Raw genomic sequence first — 21,547 nt, 5'->3', positions numbered from 1 at the left:
CATGGCCCAGATCACCGAAAGACGCCTCGTGGTGGTCGTCCGGCCCTCCCGGCTGGATGAGCTGGTGGGCAGGTTCAACACGATCGGCCAGGCGCGCTTCTATGTCGAAAGCCTCGGTGCGGACTTCTCGGACTATGTCGCCGAGCACGACCGTTATCGTGAAGCGCTGCATGAAACCGAGGACGCGCTGCGGGAGATCGGGCGCATTCATCGCCTGCAGCGCAAGCATCTGCCCAGCTACGTGTTCGGTCCGACGGACGTCGTGGTGGCGCTCGGTCAGGACGGCCTGGTCGCCAACGCCCTGAAGTATCTCGATACGCAGGCCGTCGTCGGGGTGAATCCCGATCCGGCACGTTGGGACGGCGTGCTGCTGCCGTTCACGCCCCGGGACGTGGGCGCTGCCCTGCGCGACCATCTCGCCGGCCGCCGGCGGACGGAAGAGATCGCAATGGCGCGGGCGACGCTCAACGACGGCCAGGAGCTGTTCGCCGTCAACGACCTGTTCATCGGACCGCGCAGCCACGTCTCGGCGCGCTACGTGCTGGCGCTCGGCGACCGCGAGGAACGCCAGTCCTCGAGCGGGGTGATCGTCTCGACCGGCCTCGGGTCGACGGGCTGGATGCGAAGCATCTATGCGGGATGGGCCGGCATGAACGCCGCGTTGAGCGGAACCGTGACCTCTCTCGACAGTCGTTTCGCCTGGAATGCGAGGGAACTCCGCTTCTGTGTCCGCGAGCCGTTCCCCAGTCGCAGCTCGCAGGCCGATCTGGTGTTCGGCCGCGTGACGGGAGGGGAGACGCTGCGGATCACATCGCTCATGCCCGAGAACGGCACGATCTTCAGCGATGGCATCGAAGAAGACCGCCTTGCCTTCAACAGCGGGGCCATAGCAACGATCGGCGTTGCATCGCGGCGCGGCCAGATCGTCGTCTAGAGCGCCGGCCTGGTCAGGCCGGGCCTGCTGCCTCGCGATCCTGGTCGGGATGGTGGAACAGCAGGACCACCAGCACCGACGACAGCGCGAGTGCCGTCATCAGCAGGAAGCCGTCGGCGAAGTCGCCGCGCAGGTTCAGCACCCAGCCGGTGACGGCGGGCGCCAGGAAGCCCGCGATGGCGAAGGCGAAATCCATGATGCCGAGCGCGGTCGCGGCGCGCTGCGGCACGATGTCGACGTTCACTGCGTAATAGGCGGCGTTCGAGCCCATCGACGAAGCGACCGCAAGCGTGATGCCGGCGATGGCGACGGTGAGATCGTTGGTCAGCGCCACCGGGATGACGGCGAGGGCGGCGACGAACTGGCTGCCCGCGATCAGGTAGGAGCGCGAGATGCGCAGGCTGCCGGTGGTCTTCAGCAGATGGTCCGACCAGCGTCCCATCGCCCAGAGCAGGACCGCGGCCGACAGCCAGGGCAGCACCGAGAACAGGCCGACCGAAGCCAGGTTCAGCCCGTACTTCTGCTCCAGGTAGCTCGGCAGCCAGGTCATGAAGAAGAACAGGAAATAGCCGAACACGAAGAACGCCCAGTAGTTGGCGAGCAAGGTCCGGTTGGTCAGCAGTTCCTTCAGCACGGAGGCCTCGGGCCACGACTTCAGCACCGCATGCGGGGCGGCGGTCATGCCGGGTTCGGTCGTGCGGATATGGGCGAGCTCGGCTTCGTTCACGTGGCGCGACTGCGAGGGATCGTCGCGGAAGCAGAAGTACCAGAGCGGGATCCAGGCGGCCGAGAGCACGAAGAGTGCTGCGAAGGTCATGCGCCAGTCGAGCCAGCCCAGCAGCTGCGTCACCAGCGGGCCGCCGATGGCCAGCGCCAGAGGCACCGCCAGCAGGGCGTTGGCCAGCGCCGTCGCCCGCTCGTGTGGCGACAGCCAGTGGCTGACCGCGCCGGTGAGGGCCGGGAAGTTGGGGCCTTCGGAGACGCCCAACAGCACACGGGCTGCATAGAGGATGGCGACGCTGTTCGCGAGCGCGGTGGCGCCGATGGAGAGGCTCCACAGCACGGCTGCAATCGTGAGGATCAGCCGCGCCCCGTAGCGGTCCACGGCGAAGCCGCCGATCAGGGTGGTGATGGCATAGCCGAGGCCAAAGGCGCCCAGGATGCCGCCGGTCTCGGCCGGCGAGAGGCCTAAGTCCCGCTGGATCAGGGGAATGGCGTAGGAGAGGGCCGCCCGGTCGACGTAGTTCACGACCGTGATCGCGAACAGCAGGAAGATGATGAACCACCGGTAACGGCTGCGCGCCATTTGCTTCTCCTTGTCGGCGCTAAACTAGCATGCGAAGGAACGGTGCAACCTGCCGATGGTCAGAAACATGCCCGATACGCCGCCGCCGATCGAATTTGCCTTCCCCGACCTGCGCAAGTGGGAGAAGGGCGCCGCGCCCTACATCCACGTGCTGGAGAGCGGCAAGCCGGGGCCGACCGTGATGGTGACCTCGCTGACGCACGGCAACGAGGTGTCGGGCGCCATCGTGGTCGATGCGCTGCTGTCAGCGAAGGTGAAGCCGCGCAAGGGCACGCTGATCCTGACCTTCAACAATATCGAGGCCTATCACTCGTTCGACCACAAGACGCCCTTCAAGTCGCGCCTGGTCGACGAGGATTTCAACCGCGTGTGGGGCCGCATCGACGAGCCCGCGACCACCGTAGAGACGAAGCGCGCGCAGGTCCTGAAGCCGTTCGTCGAGCGTGCGGACCTGCTGCTCGACCTCCACTCGATGCACGACGATTGCGTGCCGCTGATGCTGTCGGGCCCGCTCGACAAGGGCGTTGCATTCGCCAAGGCGATCGGCACGCCGGTCGACATCGTGCGCGACGCCGGTCACGCCGCCGGCATGCGCATGCGCGACTATGGCGGCTTCGGCGACCCGAAGAGCCCGAAGAACGCGCTGCTGATCGAGACCGGCCAGCACTGGCGCGCCTCGTCGGTGGTCGTCGCCAAGGACGTGACGGCGCGCTTCCTGGTCGTGGCCGGCATCCTCGAGGAGAGCGACCTGCCGGCCGGCTGGCGCCAGCCGACGCCGGAAAAGCAGCGCGTCGTCGAGGTGACCCATGCCGTCGCCACCAAGCGCGGCAACTTCACGGCGGCGCAGCGCTTCGAGGGTCAGGACGTGATCGCCAAGGCGGGCACCGTGCTGGGCCACGACGACGACGAGCCGGTGACGACGCCCTACGACAACTGCGTGCTGGTCATGCCCTCGTCGAGCCGGCCGCTGCGGCCGGGCGTTACGGTTGTTCGCCTGGGTCGGCTGACCTGAGGCCGGGCTGGCGGCGCATCACGTAGCGCAGCTCCGAGACCCGAACGACGCCCAGCGCCGTGCCCAGCACGGCGTAGGCCACCATGCCGATCAGGCAGATGCCGGCCAGCGCTATGCCGCCCGCGACATCGGCGTGCGACAGCGGCTTGGCCAGCCAGATCAACCCCAGCCACAGCGCCACGCCCATACCGGCGGTCGCGCCGGCGACGCGGATCGTGCGCGAGATCAGGCGTCGGTCCGGAACGAGGTGATTGCGCCGTCGCAGCACCGCCGCCAGCAGGGCCGCGTTCAGCCAGCCCGACAGCGAGGAGGCGAGCGCGATGCCGACCTGGGCGAGCGACGTCGCGAACAGGAAGTAGACGTTGAACAGGATGTTGGCGGTGATCGCCGCCAGCGCGATGTAGAGCGGCGTGCGGGTGTCCTCGCGGGCGAAGAAGCCAGGCGCCAGCGCCTTGACCAGCACGAAGGCCGGCAGTCCGACGGCGAAGGCGGCCAGGGCGCCGGCCGTGCGGAGCGTGTCCTCGCTCGTGAACCGGCCGCGCTCGAACAGCACGCGGATGATCGGATCGGCCAGGAACCACAGGGCCACCGCGGCCGGCAGGCTGAACAGCAGGCCGAATTCGAGGGCGCGGTTCTGGTTGGTCATGGCCGACTGCGTGTTGCCGGCCCGCAGCTCGCGGGCCAGCAGCGGCAGGAGCGCCGTGCCGATGGCGATGCCGACGACGCCCAGCGGCAACTGCGCGATGCGGTCGGCATAATAGAGCGCGGAGATCGTGCCGACGGGCAGCAGCGAGGCCCATACGACATCGAGCACGACACTGATCTGCTGCACGCCGCCGCCGATGGCGACCGGCGTCGCGAGCTTCACTAGCCGCGCCACGCGGGGCGTCCAGCGCGGCCGCGTCAGCGCCATGCCGACCTCGTCGCGGGCGCAGGCGATCAGCAGCCAGACCCATTGCAGGACGCCGGCGATCGCCACGCCGATCGAGGCGGCATAGCCCGAGTTGGGCAGCAGCGGCGTCAGGCCCAGCACGGCGGCGATCAGCGCGAGGTTCAGCAGCACCGGGGTCGCCGCGACATGGGCGAAGCGGTCGATGCCGTTCAGCACGCCGCCATAGAGTGAGGCCAGCGAGATGAACAGGAGATAGGGGAAGGTGATGCGGCCGAAATCGACGGCCATGGCGAAGGTCGGGAGGTCGTCGACCATGCCGGGCGCGAGCAGGCCCATCACCCAGGGCATCGCGAAGATCAGGATCACGGTGAACGGGATCAGCACCAGCAGCAGCGCCGCCTGTGCCTGGCGCGCGAAGGCCATCGCCTCGGCGCGGCCGCCGCCCGTCAGCTCGCGCGCGAACAGCGGCACGAAGGCGGCCGAGAAGGCACCCTCGGCGAACAGGCGACGGAAGAAGTTCGGCAGCTTGAAGGCGACGAAGAAGGCGTCGGCGACGGCGCCCGAGCCCAGCACCGCCGACAGGACGATGTCGCGTACGAAACCCACGACGCGGCTCAGCAGGGTAAAGCCGCCGACCGTTGCGATGGATCGCGCGAGACTCACGCCCTTCTCCTCCTCTGTCTCCTCTCCCCCGATAGGGGGAGAGGTTGGGTGAGGGGGCGACGCACCACCTGTAACCCCCTCACCTAGCCTCTCCCCCTATCGGGGGAGAGGAACGGAAAAGCCGATCTGATAGCCATAAATCCGTCATCGCTCTCTGGCATATTCTCTCTCGGTGGTGGCCGGCGATGTAATGGTCGGTTTAAACCATCACCACGGCCGGTCCCGAGAGGGGCCGGTTTTCTTTTGTGCACCTCACGTCGGGGCGCCCGCCATCTTCAGCAATGTCTCGCGATCCTGCGCGACCAGCTTCTTGTAGTCGCCGACGATCTTCTCGAGTTCGTCCGCCGGCAGCACGCTTTCGAGATCGGTGAAACCCTGCGGTGCGCGCTGCTCGACGATGTCGAGCATCACGTCGATGCCCTTGCGCCGGTTGCTCTCGACGATGCGCGCGGTCGGCGGCAGGCGCCGCTCTTCGTAGCGCTGCAGCGCCTTCTCCGGATCGTCGCCCACGCTCAGCTCCTGCGTGATCGCCTCGCCGTCGAAGATCGCCTGCGAGGCGCCGTTCGAGCCGATCGGATACATCGGGTGCGCCGCATCGCCCAGCAGTGTGACGCGGCCACGGCTCCAGCGCGGCAGCGGATCGCGGTCGACCATCGGGAATTCCAGGATCGTGTGCGCGGTGCGGATCACTTCCGGCACGTCGAGCCAGCCGAAGTTCCAGTCGGCGAAGCGCGGCAGGAAATCCTCCAGCCGGCCGGGCTTGTTCCAGTCCTCGCGCGAGGGCAGCTCGCCGCCGCCCAGATGCAGGTCGCAGATCCAGTTGATCAGCGCCTCGCCGCGTTCGGCATGGGCGCGGCTGATCGGATAGCAGACGAATTTCTGGTTGTGATGGCCCGCCTGCACCATCGTGTTGCCGCCGAGGAACGGCTTGCCCACGGTGACGCCGCGCCACATCAGGATGCCCTGCCACTTGGGCGGGCCTTCGTCGGGATAATAGTGCGCCCGCACCGCCGAATGGATGCCGTCGGCGCCGATCAACAGGTCTGCCTCGACGTTCTCGGCCGGCATGCCGTCGCGATCGGTGAAGTGCGCCGTGACCTTGCCGTGATGCTGCGCGAAGCGCGCGATGCGCCGGCCGAAGCGGATACGGTTCGCGCCCAGCATCTCCTGCGCGGCGTGGAACAGGATCATCTGCAGCTCGCCGCGATGGATCGAGAATTGCGGCCACGGCAGGCCGGCATGGCGGCCGCGCGGATCGGCCCAGATCGTCTGGCCGTGCCGGTTGGCGAAGCGCAGCTCGCGCGTCTCGACGGCGGTGGCGGCGAGTGCGGGTTCGAGGCCGAGCCCGCTCAGGATGCGCACGGCGTTGGCTTGGATGTTGATGCCGACGCCCAGCGGCCGCATCTCCGACACGGCCTCGTAGACATGGACCTCGAAGCCCGCGCGATGCAGGCACATCGCCGCGGTCAGCCCGCCGATCCCGGCGCCGGCAATGACGATCTTCATCGACCGGACGTCAGGTGTCGCGATTGAGGCCGCGCTGCGCCAGCGCCGCCTCGTAGGTCGCCCAGCGCTCGGCCCGCGTCTCGCTGAGCTCGCGCAGATAGGCCCAGCTGTAGATGCCGCTGTCGTGGCGGTCGTCGAACACGATGCGGATCGCGTAGTGGCCGACCGGCTCGACCGACACGATCTTCACGTGGCGTCGGCCGGCGACGATCTTCTTCTGGTTCGGTCCGTGGCCCTGCACTTCGGCCGACGGGCTCTCGACCCGCAGATATTCGGCGGAGAGCGCGCAGGCGTGGCCGTCGGAGAAATCGACTTCCAGCCGGCCTTCCTCCTTGAAGACGCGCAATTCGGTCGGCCACGGTGCGGTGGTCGATTCGTAGCTGCCGTCGTCGGGCACGGCCTTGGGGAACTCGGCGGTCATGGCACGTCGCGGAGCTGGCGGGCTTCGCTCACCAGCATGATGGGGATGCCGTCGCGGATCGGATAGGCGAGGCCCGCCTTGCGGCTGATCAACTCGCCGGCCGCGGCGTCGTACTCCAGCGTCGTATGCGTGGCCGGGCAGACCAGGATCTCGAGCAGCTTGGGGTCCACGCCGGCACGGCGCGGGGCGGCGGGGTCGTCCGATGGAGGGCTCATCGCGCGTTTCTTTTCCTGATTCTTGAGCGGCCTCCTTTATAGCACGTCGGCCGGCGGCGGCCCTAGTCGGCGCCGAACAGGTCGATCGTGGCCCTGACCTTGCCGCTCTCGATGTCCTTCACGTTGACCATGGGATAGCCGATCGGCGTTTCCGCGCTGGCCTCCCAGGCATCGACGATCATGTCCCGCAGGGTGCCTGCACCTGCCGCGAGCCTGCCCGTCACGAACGCGATGCCGCGCGGATCGCCCGCCTTGAAGCCGCCTTCCTTCTCCAGCGCATAGAGCGGCACGACCTGGGCAAGCGTGGTTTCGAGCAACTGCCTGGTGCGCGCCTCGACCGAACATCCGCCACAGGACCGATAGGGACCGACCTCGGCCGCCACGGCGGCGCGCGAAAGGTTGTTCTTCACGAACTCGCCCTCGAAATAGGCATGGATGTTCTCGGTCGTGTAGCCGCCGGGGTTCGGGAAGTTGCCCCAGCCGTTGCCGTGCACCGAGACATGAAGCGGCTGGGAGGCGTCGCCGTCATAGTGGCTCCAGATGCCGAGGTCGCGCAGCGTGAGCTTCTCGCGCAGCTTCCGGTCGGCCTCGAACCACGCCTTCTCCTCCGGCGTCGTCGCGGTCTCCGCGCCCTTCACCGCCGCGCGCCAGTAGGCGAAGTCTTTTCGCAGCTGCTGCCAGCCATCAACGATCGCGTACGGCAGGTAGCCAGCCCGGTATTGCGTAAAGCCCTTGGCCCGCAGGAGCGTGTCGTATTCCTCGCGGGTCTGCGGAAGCTGCGCCAGCGGCAGCACGCCCAGCACCGAGCCGTCGTCGGCCAGGGCGACGAAGTGGCCGGCGTCGCGCTCGGCATCGTGCGTGCGGCCAGATCCTTTGGAGCGATCGAGTTCGCGCCCCATGACCGCCCCTTCGGCGATCGCCTGCGGCGTGCGGAGAAAGGCCGGCACGGTGTCGGGCAGCTTCTCGAGGGCGATGCCGGAAATCCATTCATGGCCGGTGGCACCCCAGGCCAGGGCATCGGCCGGCGTGCCGGAAAGGACCGTCAGGGCAAGGACGGCGGCTGCGGCGGTCTTGGGAAGCATGAGGGGCTGATCCTGAACGGTCGGACGGAAGCGTCCGCCAGCCTACCAAAGGGTGCCGGGGCTTTCCATCGAGTGCCTGATAGTATAGGGGGGTATATCATGGCACATCTCCAGAAGAAGAAAGCGCAGCTCGTCGCGCGGGTCCGTCGCATCGCGGGTCAGATGGCGGCGATCGAGAAGGCGATCGAACAGGAGGCCGACTGCGCGGCGGTCCTGCAGCAGGTCGCGGGCGCCCGCGGCGCGCTCAACGGCCTGATGGGCGAGCTGATCGAGGATCATGTGCGCGAGCATGTCGCGCGACCGGGCCTCGACAGCGCGGCCCGTGCGGCCGGTGCCGAGGAACTGATCGCCGTCGTCCGCCGCTACGCGAAGTGAGGAGCACATCATGACCACGTTGCGGGATATCGAACGGCTCTCCCACGATCACGTGTTCCTGGGGGATCGGCACGACGAGAACGCACGGCGCACGCTGTGGGTCGTGGTGCTGACCGCGTTGATGATGGTCGGCGAGATCGCCGCCGGCATCGCCTTCAACTCGATGGCCCTGCTGGCCGACGGTTTCCACATGGCCACGCATGCCGGCGCGCTCGCGGTGGCGGCCGGCGCTTATGCTTACGCGCGCCGGCACGCCGCCAACCGGCGCTTCACCTTCGGAACGGGCAAGGTCGGCGATCTGTCGGGTTTCGCCTCGGCGCTGGTCCTGGCGCTGATCGCGGTCGGGATCGCCGCGGAATCGGTTGGCCGTCTCTTCGATCCGTCAGCGGTGGCCTTCGGCGAAGCGACGCTGGTCGCCGTGCTCGGCCTGGCGGTCAACGTGGCGAGCGTGTTCCTGCTGTCTGGTAATCATGGACATCACGATCATCACCACGAGCATGAGCATGGACACGCCCATGCCCACCAGGACAACAACCTGCGTTCGGTGTTCGTGCATGTGCTGGCCGACGCGCTGACCTCCGTTCTGGCGATCGCCGCCCTGGTGGCGGGGCGCTATCTCGGATGGGTCTGGCTCGATCCGGTGATGGGCATCGTCGGCGGAATCGTGATCGCGGTGTGGGCCTGGCGCCTCATGCGCGACACCTCCGCCGTGCTGCTCGACACCAGCGATCCTCACCTGGAGGCGGAAGTCCGCGAGCAGGTCGAAGGGCCGGGCGATGCGCGCATCACCGACTTGCATATCTGGCGGATCGGTCCCGGCGCCCATGCGGCGATCGTCAGCGTCGCGGGCTCGGTCGACGGCGAGACGATCCGCCAGCGTCTCGCGCCGGTGGACGAACTCGCGCACGTGACGGTCGAGACCCGCTGACGGATGGGTCTTAGTTCTTGCGGCCGGACGGTGTGTCGGACGGATCGCCGAAAGCGTTCATTTCCAGGAACGCGATCAGGAGCTTGGCGCGCGCCGTGCTGTCGGCGGCTTCCAGCAGGGCCTGCTTCTCCGCAGGACCCAGCGGCAACACCATCGACAGCGATGTGACGAGGTTCTCGTCGGCCGCCTGGTTCACCGCGTCCCAGTCGGTCGAGAGCTTGCGGCCGCGGAAGAAGGCGGCGAGGGCGGCCATCAGCCGGTCGCGGTCGAGTTCGACGATGTCGTCGGCATGGTCGAGGTCGGCGCGATAGGGCGAGAACACCGACGAGACGCGCCGGTAGCCGCCCTGCGCGAGGTCGAGCTCGCGCACGATGTCGAAGCGGCAGACGCCGCTCAGCACCAGCATCAGCCGGCCGTCCTCGGTCTCGTTGAAATTGGTGATGCGCCCGGCGCAGCCGACCCGGTGCACCTTGGGGCGGCCATCGTCGGTCGGCAGACCGTCGCCGGCGAAGCCGCCGGGCTGCAGCGGCTGCACCATGCCGATCATGCGGGTGCCCGCGAGGGCATCGGAGATCATCGCCAGATAGCGCGGCTCGAAGATGTTGAGCGGCAGCTTGCCGCCGGGCAGCAGCAGCACGCCCGACAGCGGGAAGATCGGCAGCGTCTCGGGCAACTGCTCGAAGCTCGGCTCGAAAGGATTGCGCCCCGGACTCGTCGACGACGGTGCGCGATCACTCATACGAAGGCGCTCACGAGAACAGGATCGTCGACAGGCGCTTGCGGCCATCGACCGAGATCGGATCGGTGAAGCCCAGCGCCTCGAAGAACTTCAGCAGCTGCTGGCGCGCGGCCGCCTCGTTCCAGTTCCGGTCGGCCTTGATCATCGCGAGCAGCTCGTCGACGGCTTCCTGCTTCTGGCTGCCGGCCCAGTAGGCCATCGCGAGGTCGAGCCGCGCCTGAAAATCCTTCGGGTCGGCTTCGGCCTTGGCCTTGAGGTCGGCGACGGGGCCGGCATCCTTGGCCTTCTCGGCGAGGTCGATCGCGGCCTGCGCGGCCACGACGTCGGCGCCATTGCGCTCCTTGGCGGGGATTTGTTCCAGCAGCTCCTTGGCCTGCTCGACGTCGCCGAGCGAGACCTGGTAGCGGGCGAGGCCGGCCAGGGCCGCGACGTTGGTCGGCTCGACGCCCAGGATCTCGCTGTAGATCTGCGCGGCGGTGTCCATGTCGTTCTGCGCGACCGCGGCCTTGGCATGTTCGAGCAGTTCGGCCACCTCGGCGGCGGCCGGATCGCCCGTGACTCCGCCCGACGCCTGGATCAGGCGGTCGACGAATTCCTTGAGCTGGCTCTCAGGCACCGCGCCCATGAAGCCGTCGACCGGACGGCCGCCGAAGAAGGCATAGACCGCCGGGATCGACTGGATGCGCAGCTGCTGGGCCAGCATCTGGTTCTTGTCGATGTCGATCTTGACCAGCTTGACCGCGCCCTTGGCCTCCTTGACGACCTTCTCGATCATCGGCTGGAGCGTCTTGCACGGGCCGCACCACGGCGCCCAGAAGTCGACGATGACCGGGACGGTCCGCGAGGCTTCGAGCACGTCCTTGGCGAACTTCGTCTGGTCGCTGTCCTTGATCAGGTCGGCGGGGGCAGCCTGCGGCGCGGCGCCCTGCAGCATCGTTTCCATAAATCCTCAACCGGAATGGGGTGGTTCGACTGCAATGTGGCGTCGCACCCCCGGGGACGCAACCCCGGGATTCCTTCGAATTTCAGGGCGCCCGGACCTGGTGTTTCATCAGTTCGTCACCCAGCCGGCCGCTCAGGAACAGGCCGCACATCTTGTAGTCGCTGATCAGCGACCAGAACGGCGCCTCGAAGGTGGCGGGCTTGTTCTTCTCGATGAAGAAGTGGCCGAACCAGGCCGGTCCGTAGCCGAACAGCGGCACGCCGAGCAGCCACCACCAGTTCTGGGAGGCGACCGCATAGATGAGGAGGGCCGCGGACGCGATGGTGCCGACATAGTGCACCGCCCGCGTCGACGGCTTCGCGTGCTCGCGCAGGTAGAAGGGCCAGAACTCGGCATAGGTCCGGAAGCGGGAGGCCATGCCGACAGTTTAACCCAAAGCGCCGCCTTTTTTGAGGGCCTCGATCTCGGCCTCGCTGAAGCCGGTCTCGCGCAGCACCTCGTCATTGTGCTGGCCGACCTCGGGCGGCGGCCCTGCGGTGCGCGGCTTGGCGAAGCCCAGTCGGATCGGGGTGTTCACCGTGCGCGGGATCGCCGGGTTGGTCGTGTCGGCGAAGATGCCCGCATGCTCGGCCTGCTCGTCCTCGATCACGTCGGACAGCAGACCGATCACGCCGAAGGGAATGCCGGTGCCGGACAGCAGCTTTTCCCACTCCGAGTAGGTGCGGCCGGCGAACACCGGCTGCAGCAGGTCGTGCAGTTCCTGCGCATGTGCGCGCCGCTCCGGGCGTCCGACGAAGCGCGGATCGGCCACCAGATCCTGCCGCTCGATGATGCCGCAGAAGGTGGCCCACAGCCGGTCGTCGCGGACCATCAGCAGCTGCAGCCAGCGATCGTCCTTCGTGCGGTAGAGATTGGTCAGCGCATTGCGCGGCTTGTCGGGCGGCGGCCGCACCGGCAGCTGCGCGCCGACCAGGGCGCCGGCGGCGGTGGTGCCGTTGGCCCACACACCGTTGGCATAGAGCGAGGTGCCGACCCAGCCGCCTTTGCCGGTCTGGTCGCGGCGGCGCAGTCCCATCAGGATCGCGGCGACCAGGGTCATCGCGGTGGCGCGATCGCCCTGCGCCGGCAGTGAGACGCCCGGCGGTCCGCCGTCATAGCGCGCGGCGTCGAGGATGCCGGAGCGGCCGAAATAGGCGGTGATGTCGAAGCCCGGGCGGTCGCGGTCGGGACCGGTCTCGCCGTAGCCCGTCAGCGAGCAATAGACGAGGCGAGGGTTGATCGGCTCGATGTCTTCCCAGCGCAGCCGCAGCCGCTCGCGGGCCGGCGGCGGGAAGTTCACGATCATCACGTCGGCGCGCTTCACCAGCCGCTCGAGGATGGTGCGGGCGCCATCGGTCTTGAGGTCGAGCGCGATCGACCGCTTGTGGCGGCCGTCGAGCTGCCAGGGGAAATTCTGGTCGCTCTGCGGGTAGCTGGCGTTACGGAAGCTGTTGCGATGCGGGTCGCCGTCGACCGGCGGCTCGATCTTGATCACGTCGGCGCCGAAATCGCCCAGCGCCGCCGCCGCCGCGGGCGCGGCGATGAAGGAGCTGATGTCGAGGACGGTGAGGCCGGCCAGCGGCAGCGGTTCGTCGGGGGTCATCGACGGGCTCATCGCAGCGCACCGCTTGCCTTGAGGGTCGCGATCTCCTGGGCGCTGACGCCGGCTTCGCTCAGCACCTGCTCGCCATGCTCGCCGAGTGCTGGCGCGGCATGCGCGACGCGCTGGCTGGCGAAGCTGAGGCGAATTGGATCGGCCAGGGTGCGCGGCATGTCGGGGATGGAAGTCTCGACCACGGCGCCACAGGCCACGGCCTGCTCGTCGTCGGGCACGTCCTGCGGGCGGCTGATGACCCCGAAGGTGACGCTGTGCGTCGCCAGCGCCTCGCGCCAGTGCTCGTAGCGCTTGGTGGCGAAGGTGTCGCTCAGGATGCCGGCGAGTTCGCCGGCACGCGCGCGCCGCTCGGGCTCGGTGGCGAAGCGCGGATCTTCGATCAGGGCTTCCAGCCCCATCGCCCGACAGAGCGGCGCCCACAGTTTGTCGGCGCGCACGATGGTGAGCTGCAGCCAGCGGTCGTCAGAAGTGCGGTAGATGTTGCCCAGCGCCGAGCGCGGCCGGTCGGGCGGCGGCCGGTGCGGCAGGAAGGCGCCGACCAGGGCTGCTTGCGCGATCACACCGCACGACCACAGGCCGTTGCCCAGCAGCGACGTGCCGACCCAGGAGCCTTCGCCGGTCTTGGTGCGGTTCATGAGGCCCATCAGGATCGCCGACACCAGCGCCATCGCCGTGGCGCGGTCGCCCTGCGCGGGTCCGGGTACGCCCGGCGGCCCGCCTTCATAGCGCTGCGCATCGAGCAGGCCGGAGCGGGCGAAATAGGCGGTGGCGTCGAAGCCCGGCCGGTCGCGGTCGGGGCCGCTCTCGCCGTAGCCGGTGAGCGACGCATAGATCAGCTTCGGATTGACCTTCTTCACGTCCTCGTAGGCGAGCTTGAGCTTGTCGCGCACCGGCGGCGGGAAGTTGCAAATCAGGATGTCGGAGACCGCGATCAGCCGGTCGAGGGCCGCACGCGCGTCGGCCTGCTTGAGATCGAGCACGATGGAGCGCTTGTTGCGCGAATCCATCTGCCAGGGATAGTTGACCTCGCTTTTCGGGTAGTTCGCCGAATCGTGCATGATCCGGCGGTTGGGATCGCCGTCCGGCCCTTCGACCTTGATGACGTCGGCGCCCCAGTCGCCCAGCACAACGGCCGCGGCCGGTGCAGCGATGAATGAACTGATGTCCAGTACGCGCAATCCCGCCAGCGGCAGGGCAGTCTCGGTCATGGAATTTCCCTTTCGCGGCCGATATGGGCGCGGGGCTCTGGTCTCCGTCAACACCGCTCGCTAGCCTCGTTTCGGCACGCGGTGTGCTTGGCGGAATTCCAGTGTGGGGACTTCATCGTGGCAAAGAAGCGCAAGCCCAATTTCCTGATCGTCCTGATCGACGACCTGCGGTTCGACGAGCTGGGGATCTGCGGCCATCCCTACATGAAGACGCCGCATATCGACCGCATCGGCCATGAAGGCGCGATGTTCACCTCGGCGTTCCACACGACGCCGCTCTGCTCGCCCAACCGCGCCTCGATCCTGACCGGCCAGTATGCGAGCCGCCACGGCATCATCGACAACGTGGCGCGCGACGCCCACAGCCACCGCCTGCCCAACTACCACGTCGTCCTGCAGCGGCTGGGCTACGAGACCGCCCATATCGGCAAGTGGCACATGGGCAATTCCGGCGGCCCGCGGCCGGGCTACGACAAGTGGGTGAGCTTCCCCGGCCACGGCTCGATCATCGATCCGGTGCTGAACATCGACGGCGACGAGAAGAAGTACGAAGGTTACATCACCGATCTCCTGAACGATCATGCCGTCGACTTCCTGAAGCAGAAGCGCGACAAGCCCTTCGCCCTGTTCTTCGCCCACAAGGCCGTGCATCCCGACGCCTACCAGGCGGCCGATGGCACGATCGACTTCACCGACGGCGGCTACCGCCCCGCGCCGCGCCATGCCGATCTCTACAAGGGCGAGCACTTCCCGCGCCGGCCCAATGCGCTGCCGGCCGCCGACGTCGTGAAGGACAAGCCGGCCTGGACGGAAGCCCATGCGCTGCGGGTCAACGAGGCCTCGCGCAAGGTGCTGGACGGCATCCTGGCCGGCACCGACGAGGAGATCCGCCTGCGCGCCGCGATGATGGCCTCGGTCGACGAAGGCATGGGCGACATCTTCAAGGTGCTCGAGGAGAACGGCGAACTCGACAACACCTTCATCCTGTTCCTGGGCGACAACGGCTACTTCTTCGGCGAGCACGGGCTCGGGCCGGAGCGGCGCTTCGCCTACGAAGAAGGCATCAAGTCGCCGTTCCTCATCCGCTATCCCGCCTGGTTCAAGCCCGGCACGGTGAGCGACGAGCTGGTGCTGGCGCTCGACATCGCGCCGACGCTGGTCGATCTCGCCGGCGGCAAGGCCGCCGACTTCAAGACCATGCAGGGCCTGTCGCTGAAGCCGCTGGCGAAGGGGGCGAAGCCGAAGGGCTGGCGCACTTCGTTCATGTGCGAATACTTCAGCGAGAACGCCATGCCGTGGCTGGTGGGCATGAGCTACAAGGCGATCCGCACCAAGCGTCACAAGTACATCCACTGGACGCAGAAGTCGCTCGACGGCGTCGCGTGCGACGAACTCTACGACCTCAAGACCGATCCCTACGAAATGAAGAACCTGATCGGCAAGCGATCGGAGCAGGGGCTGGTCGCGCGATTACGCAAGCAACTCGCCGCCTTGGTCGCGAGGTCCGTCGGCCTCTAGGAGGAGTTAGCCATGGTCCTGACGAAGAGAACCCTTTTGGCGGCTGGTCTGAGCGCCGTCACGACTGCCGTCTCGACGAGGACCATGGCGCAAGCCTGGCCGGCCAAGCCCATCCGGCTGATCGTGCCGCTGGCGCCCGGCGCCACCGCCGACATCATCACGCGCATCTATGCCGACGAACTCGGCAAGGCGCTGGGCCAGAACATCGTGGTCGACAACAAGACCGGCGCGGGCGGCACCATCGCGACCGCCGAGGCGGCGCGTGCGGCGCCCGACGGCTACACGATGATCCTGATCTCGCAGGGCACCGTGGTGTTCAACATCGGGCTCTATCCCAAGCCGGGCTACGACCCGGTGAAGGATTTCGACTCCGTCGCCGTCGCGGGCTCGGTCTCCAACATCCTGGTCGTGCATCCCGACAATCCGGCGAAGACCGTCGCCGACGTGATCGCGCAGGCCAAGGCCAAGCCCGGCGAGATGACCTATTCGTCGGGCGGCACCGGCACCAGCCATCACATGTCGGCCCTGCTGTTCGAGCGCGACGTCGGCGTGAAGATGCAGCACGTGCCCTATCGCACGACGCCGGCCGGCATCATGGCCGTCGCCAACGGCGAAGTGGCGATGGGCTTCTACAACACGCCGACCGTCATCGGTCAGATCAAGGGCGGCAAGCTGAAGGCGCTGGCGATCACCAGCGAGCAGCGCTCCGAGCTGCTGCCCGAGGTCCCGACCATGGTCGAGCAGGGCGTGAAGGGCTACGTGTTCAACACCTGGATGGGCTTCGCCATGCCGAAGGGCGCCCCGGCGCCGGTGGTCGAGAAGCTGAATGCGGAGTTCATCCGCATCGCGAGGCTGCCGGCGGTGCGCGAGAAGATGGCTGGCCAGGGCATCGACCTGATGCCGCCCGAGCCGCCAGCCGCCGTCGACAAGCTGGTGCGCGACGAGCTGGCGCTCTGGGTGCCGATCATCAAGGCGTCGGGCGCGACGGCCGAATAGCAGGGCTTCCGGCCCTGTTCCTTGCCAAAGGGGGGCCGTGCGCGTATCTCCCCCTGTCCTTCAAAACAGGGGTGCGCGCACGCTAAGCGCATATAGTCATGGGCTACAGAGTTGCCGTCGTCGGCGCGACCGGGAATGTCGGGCGCGAAATGTTGCAGATCCTGGCCGAGAGGAATTTCCCGGCCGATGACGTCGTGGCGCTGGCGTCGGCCCGCTCGGTCGGCCTGCAGGCATCGTTCGGCGACAAATCGGTGCTGAAGGTCCAGGACCTCGCCAAGTTCGACTTCAAGGGCATCGACATCGTGCTGAGCTCGCCGGGCGCCAAGGTGTCGGCCGAGCACAGCCCGCGCGCGGCCAAGGCCGGCGCCGTGGTGATCGACAACACCTCGTTCTGGCGCATGGACCCGGACGTTCCGCTGGTCGTGCCCGAGGTAAACCCGAAGGCGATCGCCGGCTACAAGGGCCGCGGCATCATCGCCAATCCGAACTGCTCGACCATCCAGATGGTTGTGGCGCTGAAGCCGATCCACGACGCAGTCGGTATCAAGCGCGTCGTCGTGTCGACCTATCAGTCGACCTCGGGCGCCGGCAAGGAAGCGATGGACGAGCTGGTCAGCCAGACCAAGAGCTTCTTCGTCAACCAGACGCTCGACCCGGTGAAGTTCACCAAGAACATCGCCTTCAACGTCATTCCCCAGATCGACGTCTTCATGGATGACGGCTCGACCAAGGAAGAGTGGAAGATGGTGGTCGAGACCAAGAAGATCCTCGACCCCAAGATCAAGGTCCACGCGACCTGCGTGCGCGTGCCGACCTTCGTCGGCCATGCCGAGGCGGTGAACCTCGAACTCGAGCGGCCGCTCGACGATGACGAGGCGCGGCGCATCCTCGCGGCGGCGCCCGGCGTGCTCGTCGTCGACCAGCGCGAGCCCGGCGGTTACGTGACGCCGAAGGAAGTCACCGGCCAGGATGGCGTGTTCGTGAGCCGCATCCGCTCCGATCCCACGGTCGAGAACGGCCTGGCGATGTGGGTCGTCAGCGACAACCTGCGCAAGGGCGCGGCGCTGAACGCCGTCCAGATCGCCGAAGAGCTGATCAAGGGCTACGTCTAGAGCTGCATCTTCGGAATTACCGCAGATCGAATGGCGCGGACCGAAAGGTTCGCGCCATTGTCATTTGTGGGCGGATGCTTGTGGAGCTTGCTTGAGGTAGACTGCCGGCAACGTGAACGACACGCCTCACATCCATCCGACAAAGCCGGAATCAGCGGTCGCCAACGCGCCGACGCCGTTGTTCGGCAGCGCGGCCGACAGCTTCGTGCAGCAGATGCGGCTGGCATCGCAGGCCCATCGCGCGGGACGCCTCGACGAGGCGATCACTTCCTATCTGCGGCTGCTCGCCGTCCGTCCCGATCATGCCGAGCTGCACAACAATCTCGGCGTCGCGTTGCGCCTCGCGGGCAAGCTCGAAGCCTCGGTGTCGCATCATCGCCTGTCGCTGGCCGCCGATCCTGAAAACCCGGCATTGCATTCCAATCTCGGCAACGCGCTGCGCGCGACGCATCGTTTCGACGAGGCGGTGAAGCATCACTACCGGTCGATCGCGCTCAGCCGCGACTATGCCGAGGGCTTCTTCAATCTGGCGCTTTGCCTGCGAGACCTCGGCCGGCTCGACGAGGCCATCGGCTGTTTCAGCCGCGCCCTGACGATCAACCCCGACAACCGGCGGGCCCGTGTCGAGTTCGCCATCGCGCTGCTTATGCGCGGCGACCTCGCGGAAGGCTTCGCGTCCTACGAGATGCGCAAGCGCCTGCCCGAGATCCCGACGCCGGAGTTCGCGCAGCCTGCCTGGGACGGCGAACCGCTGCAGGGCAGGCGCATCCTGCTCTATCCCGAGCAGGGTCTGAGCGACGTGCTGCTGTTCGTGCGCTTCGCGCGCGAGCTGAAGCGGCGCGGCGCCACGGTGATCGTGCTGTGCCAGGCGCTGCTGAAGGAATTGCTGCGCGCCGTCGATTATGTCGACGAAGTCGTGGCCGAGGGCGAGAAGCTGCCGGAGTTCGACGTCCACGCCTCGATGGTGTCGCTGCCGCATCTCTGCAAGGCGGACTTCGCCGCACTTTCGGCCGAGCCGCCGTATCTGCGCGCGCCCGATGAAAGCCGCATCAAGCTCGGCAAGCTCGAACAGGCGAAGCTGCGCATCGGCATCTACTGGGCCGCCATGCCCGGCCAGGCGCAGGACCGGCAACGCTCTGTGTCGTTCGAGCAATTCCTCGCTCTGTCGGGCGATCCCGAGCTGCTGGTCTTCAGCCTGCAGGGCGGCGTTCACCAGAAGGACATCCAGGCGTTCGGCGCGGGCGGGCTGGTGCACGATGTCGGTCGCGGCATCTTCGATTTCGGCGAAGCCGCGACCGCGCTCTCGCAACTCGACCTGCTGATCTCGATCGACGCGCCGGTCGCGCATCTCGCGGCCGCGATGGGCGTGAAGACCTGGGTGCTGCTGCCCTCGGTCGCCGACTGGCGCTGGCAGCTCGGCGGCAACCACGCGCCCTGGTATCCCTCGGCGCGGATCTTCCAGCAGACGGTCGCGGGCAACTGGAACGACGTGTTTGCGGACGTGGCGCGCGAGCTCGACGTGCTGAAAAGCACTCCACCGTCGTCCTGAGCGAAGCCGCCCGCAGGGCGGCGTAGTCGAAGGACCTCTTTTCGCTTCGACACACCGTGCGCCGGAAGAGAGGTCCTTCAACTGCGTTCGCTTCGCTCACTCCGCTCAGGACGACGGTGGGTTTTTTGATTGCGATTTTCGCATCGCCTCGGCGTCGTCGACGTCGTCCAGCGTGTCAGCCAATGCAGTCGTGACGTGCGAGGGGAGGCTGGCCAGCGTGTCGGCCAGCGCCGTCGGCGTCGACCAGCGCACCTTGTCGAACAGCGTGTAGGGCAAAGGCCGCATCCTCTTCGCGCTGACCAGCCAGAAGCCGCCGTCGCGCGCCGGGCCGAAGACAAGATCGTGTCGGCCCAGCAGAGCGAAGGCGCGCGCGATGTGATGCGTGCGCATCGCGGGGATGTCGCTGCCGACCAGCACGACCGGACCTGGGGGCAGCGTTTCGAACGGCAGCTTCATGCGATGGCCGAGATCGCCCTGTCGCTGCGGCCGTCGCTTCGAGGCGGGAACGAGCTGCCAGGCCGGATGGTCGAGCGCGGTGTCGGGCGTCACGAACAGCCAGACCGTCCAGCGCGGATCGCGCACCATGCGGTCGATCTGCTGCCTGAGCGTGCGGGCATAGAAGCGCGCCGCCGGCATCGTGCCGATCTCGCTGCCGAGGCGCTTCTTGACCCGCCCGGCCTGCGGCGCACGCGCGAAGATGACGAGGTGGCGCTGCCTCATCCGTAGAGCCTGCGCAGGACATTCGGCGAGACGCCGGCGAAGTAGAGCGTGAGGCAACTCAGGTTGCGCATCGGGCGGAGCAACCATCCGTCGCGCCGGTAGCGCTCTGCCGACGTGACGGCCTCGGCCTCGAGCGCGACGAGATTCTTGCGTCCGATGCGGCGCACGAGATCGACGTCTTCCATCAGTGGCAGCGGATGAAAGCCGCCGAGCCGGTCGTAATGTGTCCGCGCGATCAGGAGGCCCTGGTCGCCGTAGGGCAGGCCGAAGGTTCGGCTGCGCCAGGCGGCGAGCCGCTCGATCCGGCGGGCGCTCGCTTCGCCGGCATCGAAGCGCAGGCGGAAGTAACCGGCCTTGTCTCCGTTTGCGCTCGCCGAGATGAAGCGCGCGATGGTCTCGCCGGCGGCTACATCGAGCTGCGTGTCGGCATGGAGGAACAGGAGCCACGGTGCCTTACCGGCCGCCGCCCCCGTGCCGAGCTGGCCGCCGCGACCGGGCGGCGCCGTCACGACAAGCGCGCCGGCCTGCTGGGCGATTGCGGCCGTGTCGTCGCGCGATCCGCCGTCGCAGATCGTCGTTTTAACGGCGAGATCGGGATGATGGGGCAGCGCCGCCAAGGTGCGGCCAAGCGTCGAGCCTGCGTTCAGCGTCGGAATGACGATGTCGATTTCCGTCGTCACGCGCTGCAGGCGGCCCCGCCTAAAACGCAGAACTTGGCGCAGTGCGGATGGTTGAGGCGCACCTCGCCGACGCTTTCCGCCAGCGTCTCGCCCAGTTCGAACTGCGGATCGTAGGGCAGCAGGGTGCAGGCGACGACGGCGGGACGCTCGGCGCCCTTGCGCTTCACCACCATGCGCGCCGACGCGCACATCACGCTGTCGGGCGATTTCTTCAGGATGCCCCAGCACGCCGTCGTGATCTCGGGAACATCGACGGTGGGATCCATTTCCGGAAACAGAACGAGTGTCGCGGGATCGCGCGCATCGATCGGCACGCCCAGCCGCGCGAAGAGCTGCGCATAGCCCGCGCGGACTTCCTCGTCGGTCTCGTTCGAGAAATGTCGACCGGCCACATGCAGGTCGAAACCGGCTTCGGCCAGCCAGACGAGTCCGTCGATGGTCGGCTTCCAGCTTCTGGGGCCACGCTCTTCCTCGTGCAGCTCCCGTTCGTAGTGATCGACCGAGACGCGGATCGCGAGATTGTCGCTGCCGTGCCGCGCCAGCAGGTCGAGCATCGCCGGCTTCATCTTGTGCATCGGCTTCATGGCGTTGGTCAGCACCATCGCCTTGAGTCCGCGCGCGAGCACGTCGTCCAGCATCGCCGGCAGGTCGGGATTCATGAACGGCTCGCCGCCGGTGAAGCCGATCAGCCTGGTCGCGTGACCGTCGCGCTCGATCTCGTCGAGATAGGCCGTGACCTCGGCGGCCGTCAGATAGACGAGCCGGTCGTTGCGCGGCGAGGATTCGATGTAGCAGTTGCGGCAGGTGAGGTTGCACAGCGTGCCGGTGTTGAACCACAGCGTCTCGAGCGCCTTCAGGCCGACATGGGCGCGCGTTTCGCCCTTGGCGGTGATCCAGGCATCCTTGAATTTCGCGGGATCGAGCAGAACGGGCAGCATTGAATCCTGCGCAAACATTGATGGGGAAGCCTAGCACAGTTCGTGCAACGGAACCGGCGGCGGAACGGCGGGTTCCGGACGGTAACTCGATCACGCGCGTGCGTCTCGACCGTTCGGTGAAGCTTCGCTACGGTCCGTCAACTTCCAAGGGGAATT

At 67.4% G+C, this 21,547-nt stretch carries 22 protein-coding genes; 8 read left to right on the top strand and 14 right to left on the bottom strand.

Going from position 1 to position 21,547, the window contains the following annotated elements; translation table 11 throughout:
• The first annotated feature begins 1 nt into the window (after position 1).
• The gene (locus tag AC1RP5_RS00710; RefSeq protein WP_493108640.1) at positions 2 to 934 is read left to right on the top strand and encodes a diacylglycerol kinase catalytic domain-containing protein; all 933 of its coding nucleotides are present in this window, start codon (positions 2 to 4) and stop codon (positions 932 to 934) included.
• Positions 935 to 947: 13 nt separating this feature from the next.
• On the opposite strand, the gene AC1RP5_RS00705 is transcribed toward AC1RP5_RS00710, so the two are convergent.
• Positions 948 to 2,240, bottom strand: coding sequence for an MFS transporter (locus tag AC1RP5_RS00705; protein WP_493108639.1), 1,293 nt, complete (start codon positions 2,238 to 2,240; stop codon positions 948 to 950).
• Between the two features lie 55 nt (positions 2,241 to 2,295).
• Here AC1RP5_RS00705 and AC1RP5_RS00700 point away from each other — a divergent pair, with 55 nt between their 5' ends.
• Positions 2,296 to 3,252: a M14 family metallopeptidase gene (locus tag AC1RP5_RS00700; protein ID WP_493108638.1), complete on the top strand. Its 957-nt coding sequence runs from the start codon at positions 2,296 to 2,298 to the stop codon at positions 3,250 to 3,252.
• On the opposite strand, the gene murJ is transcribed toward AC1RP5_RS00700, so the two are convergent.
• The 5 genes from murJ to AC1RP5_RS00675 form a co-directional block, all read right to left on the bottom strand.
• Complete coding sequence (gene murJ, locus AC1RP5_RS00695; protein WP_493108637.1) at positions 3,221 to 4,807, bottom strand: murein biosynthesis integral membrane protein MurJ; 1,587 nt, start codon at positions 4,805 to 4,807, stop codon at positions 3,221 to 3,223. The two genes, AC1RP5_RS00700 and murJ, sit on opposite strands and share 32 nt — an antisense overlap.
• Positions 4,808 to 5,059: 252 nt before the next feature.
• Complete coding sequence (locus tag AC1RP5_RS00690; protein WP_493108636.1) at positions 5,060 to 6,313, bottom strand: flavin-dependent oxidoreductase; 1,254 nt, start codon at positions 6,311 to 6,313, stop codon at positions 5,060 to 5,062.
• 10 nt (positions 6,314 to 6,323) lie between these two features.
• Complete coding sequence (locus AC1RP5_RS00685; protein ID WP_493108634.1) at positions 6,324 to 6,734, bottom strand: gamma-butyrobetaine hydroxylase family protein; 411 nt, start codon at positions 6,732 to 6,734, stop codon at positions 6,324 to 6,326.
• Complete coding sequence (locus AC1RP5_RS00680; protein WP_493108633.1) at positions 6,731 to 6,949, bottom strand: Trm112 family protein; 219 nt, start codon at positions 6,947 to 6,949, stop codon at positions 6,731 to 6,733. Before AC1RP5_RS00680 ends, AC1RP5_RS00685 begins: the two co-directional genes overlap by 4 nt.
• Before the next feature lie 62 nt (positions 6,950 to 7,011).
• Entirely contained in the window at positions 7,012 to 8,031 is a 1,020-nt protein-coding gene (locus AC1RP5_RS00675; RefSeq protein WP_493108632.1) for a hypothetical protein, read from the bottom strand.
• A gap of 99 nt (positions 8,032 to 8,130) precedes the next feature.
• On the opposite strand from AC1RP5_RS00675, the gene AC1RP5_RS00670 reads away from it, so the two are divergent.
• Both AC1RP5_RS00670 and dmeF read left to right on the top strand, forming a co-directional pair.
• Positions 8,131 to 8,406: a metal/formaldehyde-sensitive transcriptional repressor gene (locus tag AC1RP5_RS00670; RefSeq protein ID WP_493108631.1), complete on the top strand. Its 276-nt coding sequence runs from the start codon at positions 8,131 to 8,133 to the stop codon at positions 8,404 to 8,406.
• Positions 8,407 to 8,416: 10 nt separating this feature from the next.
• Positions 8,417 to 9,334 (top strand): CDF family Co(II)/Ni(II) efflux transporter DmeF, encoded by a 918-nt coding sequence (dmeF, locus tag AC1RP5_RS00665; protein WP_493108630.1) that lies wholly within the window; start codon positions 8,417 to 8,419, stop codon positions 9,332 to 9,334.
• Between the two features lie 10 nt (positions 9,335 to 9,344).
• Here the strand turns inward: dmeF and AC1RP5_RS00660 are convergent, their stop codons facing one another.
• The 5 genes from AC1RP5_RS00660 to AC1RP5_RS00640 all read right to left on the bottom strand — a co-directional run bounded on the left by AC1RP5_RS00660 (position 9,345) and on the right by AC1RP5_RS00640 (position 13,878).
• Positions 9,345 to 10,073: an LON peptidase substrate-binding domain-containing protein gene (locus AC1RP5_RS00660; protein WP_493108629.1), complete on the bottom strand. Its 729-nt coding sequence runs from the start codon at positions 10,071 to 10,073 to the stop codon at positions 9,345 to 9,347.
• Positions 10,074 to 10,083: 10 nt separating this feature from the next.
• Positions 10,084 to 11,016: a thioredoxin gene (trxA, locus tag AC1RP5_RS00655; protein WP_493108628.1), complete on the bottom strand. Its 933-nt coding sequence runs from the start codon at positions 11,014 to 11,016 to the stop codon at positions 10,084 to 10,086.
• Between the two features lie 82 nt (positions 11,017 to 11,098).
• Positions 11,099 to 11,434: an Mpo1-like protein gene (locus tag AC1RP5_RS00650; RefSeq protein ID WP_493108627.1), complete on the bottom strand. Its 336-nt coding sequence runs from the start codon at positions 11,432 to 11,434 to the stop codon at positions 11,099 to 11,101.
• Between the two features lie 9 nt (positions 11,435 to 11,443).
• The gene (locus AC1RP5_RS00645) at positions 11,444 to 12,658 is read right to left on the bottom strand and encodes a CaiB/BaiF CoA transferase family protein (protein ID WP_493108626.1); all 1,215 of its coding nucleotides are present in this window, start codon (positions 12,656 to 12,658) and stop codon (positions 11,444 to 11,446) included.
• 8 nt (positions 12,659 to 12,666) lie between these two features.
• Positions 12,667 to 13,878 (bottom strand): CaiB/BaiF CoA transferase family protein, encoded by a 1,212-nt coding sequence (locus AC1RP5_RS00640; protein ID WP_493108625.1) that lies wholly within the window; start codon positions 13,876 to 13,878, stop codon positions 12,667 to 12,669.
• Positions 13,879 to 13,995: 117 nt separating this feature from the next.
• On the opposite strand from AC1RP5_RS00640, the gene AC1RP5_RS00635 reads away from it, so the two are divergent.
• The 4 genes from AC1RP5_RS00635 (at position 13,996) to AC1RP5_RS00620 (ending at position 19,053) form a co-directional block, all read left to right on the top strand.
• Entirely contained in the window at positions 13,996 to 15,396 is a 1,401-nt protein-coding gene (locus AC1RP5_RS00635; RefSeq protein WP_493108624.1) for a sulfatase-like hydrolase/transferase, read from the top strand.
• A gap of 12 nt (positions 15,397 to 15,408) precedes the next feature.
• Entirely contained in the window at positions 15,409 to 16,392 is a 984-nt protein-coding gene (locus AC1RP5_RS00630; protein WP_493108623.1) for a Bug family tripartite tricarboxylate transporter substrate binding protein, read from the top strand.
• A 98-nt stretch (positions 16,393 to 16,490) separates the two neighbouring features.
• On the top strand, positions 16,491 to 17,504 hold the full coding sequence (locus AC1RP5_RS00625; RefSeq protein ID WP_493108622.1) for an aspartate-semialdehyde dehydrogenase: 1,014 nt from the start codon (positions 16,491 to 16,493) through the stop codon (positions 17,502 to 17,504).
• Positions 17,505 to 17,616: 112 nt separating this feature from the next.
• Positions 17,617 to 19,053: a tetratricopeptide repeat protein gene (locus tag AC1RP5_RS00620; RefSeq protein WP_493108621.1), complete on the top strand. Its 1,437-nt coding sequence runs from the start codon at positions 17,617 to 17,619 to the stop codon at positions 19,051 to 19,053.
• Between the two features lie 105 nt (positions 19,054 to 19,158).
• Here AC1RP5_RS00620 and AC1RP5_RS00615 read toward each other — a convergent pair whose 3' ends face one another.
• From AC1RP5_RS00615 to AC1RP5_RS00605, 3 genes are read right to left on the bottom strand one after another with little or no spacing between them, the layout of a single operon-like run.
• Positions 19,159 to 19,773 carry a TIGR04282 family arsenosugar biosynthesis glycosyltransferase gene (locus AC1RP5_RS00615; RefSeq protein ID WP_493108620.1) on the bottom strand — a complete coding sequence of 205 codons (615 nt, stop codon included), beginning with the start codon at positions 19,771 to 19,773 and terminating at the stop codon, positions 19,159 to 19,161.
• Complete coding sequence (locus AC1RP5_RS00610) at positions 19,770 to 20,453, bottom strand: TIGR04283 family arsenosugar biosynthesis glycosyltransferase (RefSeq protein ID WP_493108619.1); 684 nt, start codon at positions 20,451 to 20,453, stop codon at positions 19,770 to 19,772. Before AC1RP5_RS00610 ends, AC1RP5_RS00615 begins: the two co-directional genes overlap by 4 nt.
• A complete protein-coding gene (locus tag AC1RP5_RS00605) occupies positions 20,450 to 21,391 on the bottom strand; it encodes a radical SAM protein (RefSeq protein ID WP_493108618.1) in 942 nt (313 codons plus the stop codon). The genes AC1RP5_RS00610 and AC1RP5_RS00605 overlap by 4 nt, the downstream gene beginning before the upstream one ends.
• Positions 21,392 to 21,547: the final 156 nt, after the last annotated feature.

It is taken from the genome of Reyranella sp. GW821-FHT12G01 (assembly GCF_058806575.1).
This window is presented reverse-complemented; position numbering and strand designations above follow the sequence as displayed.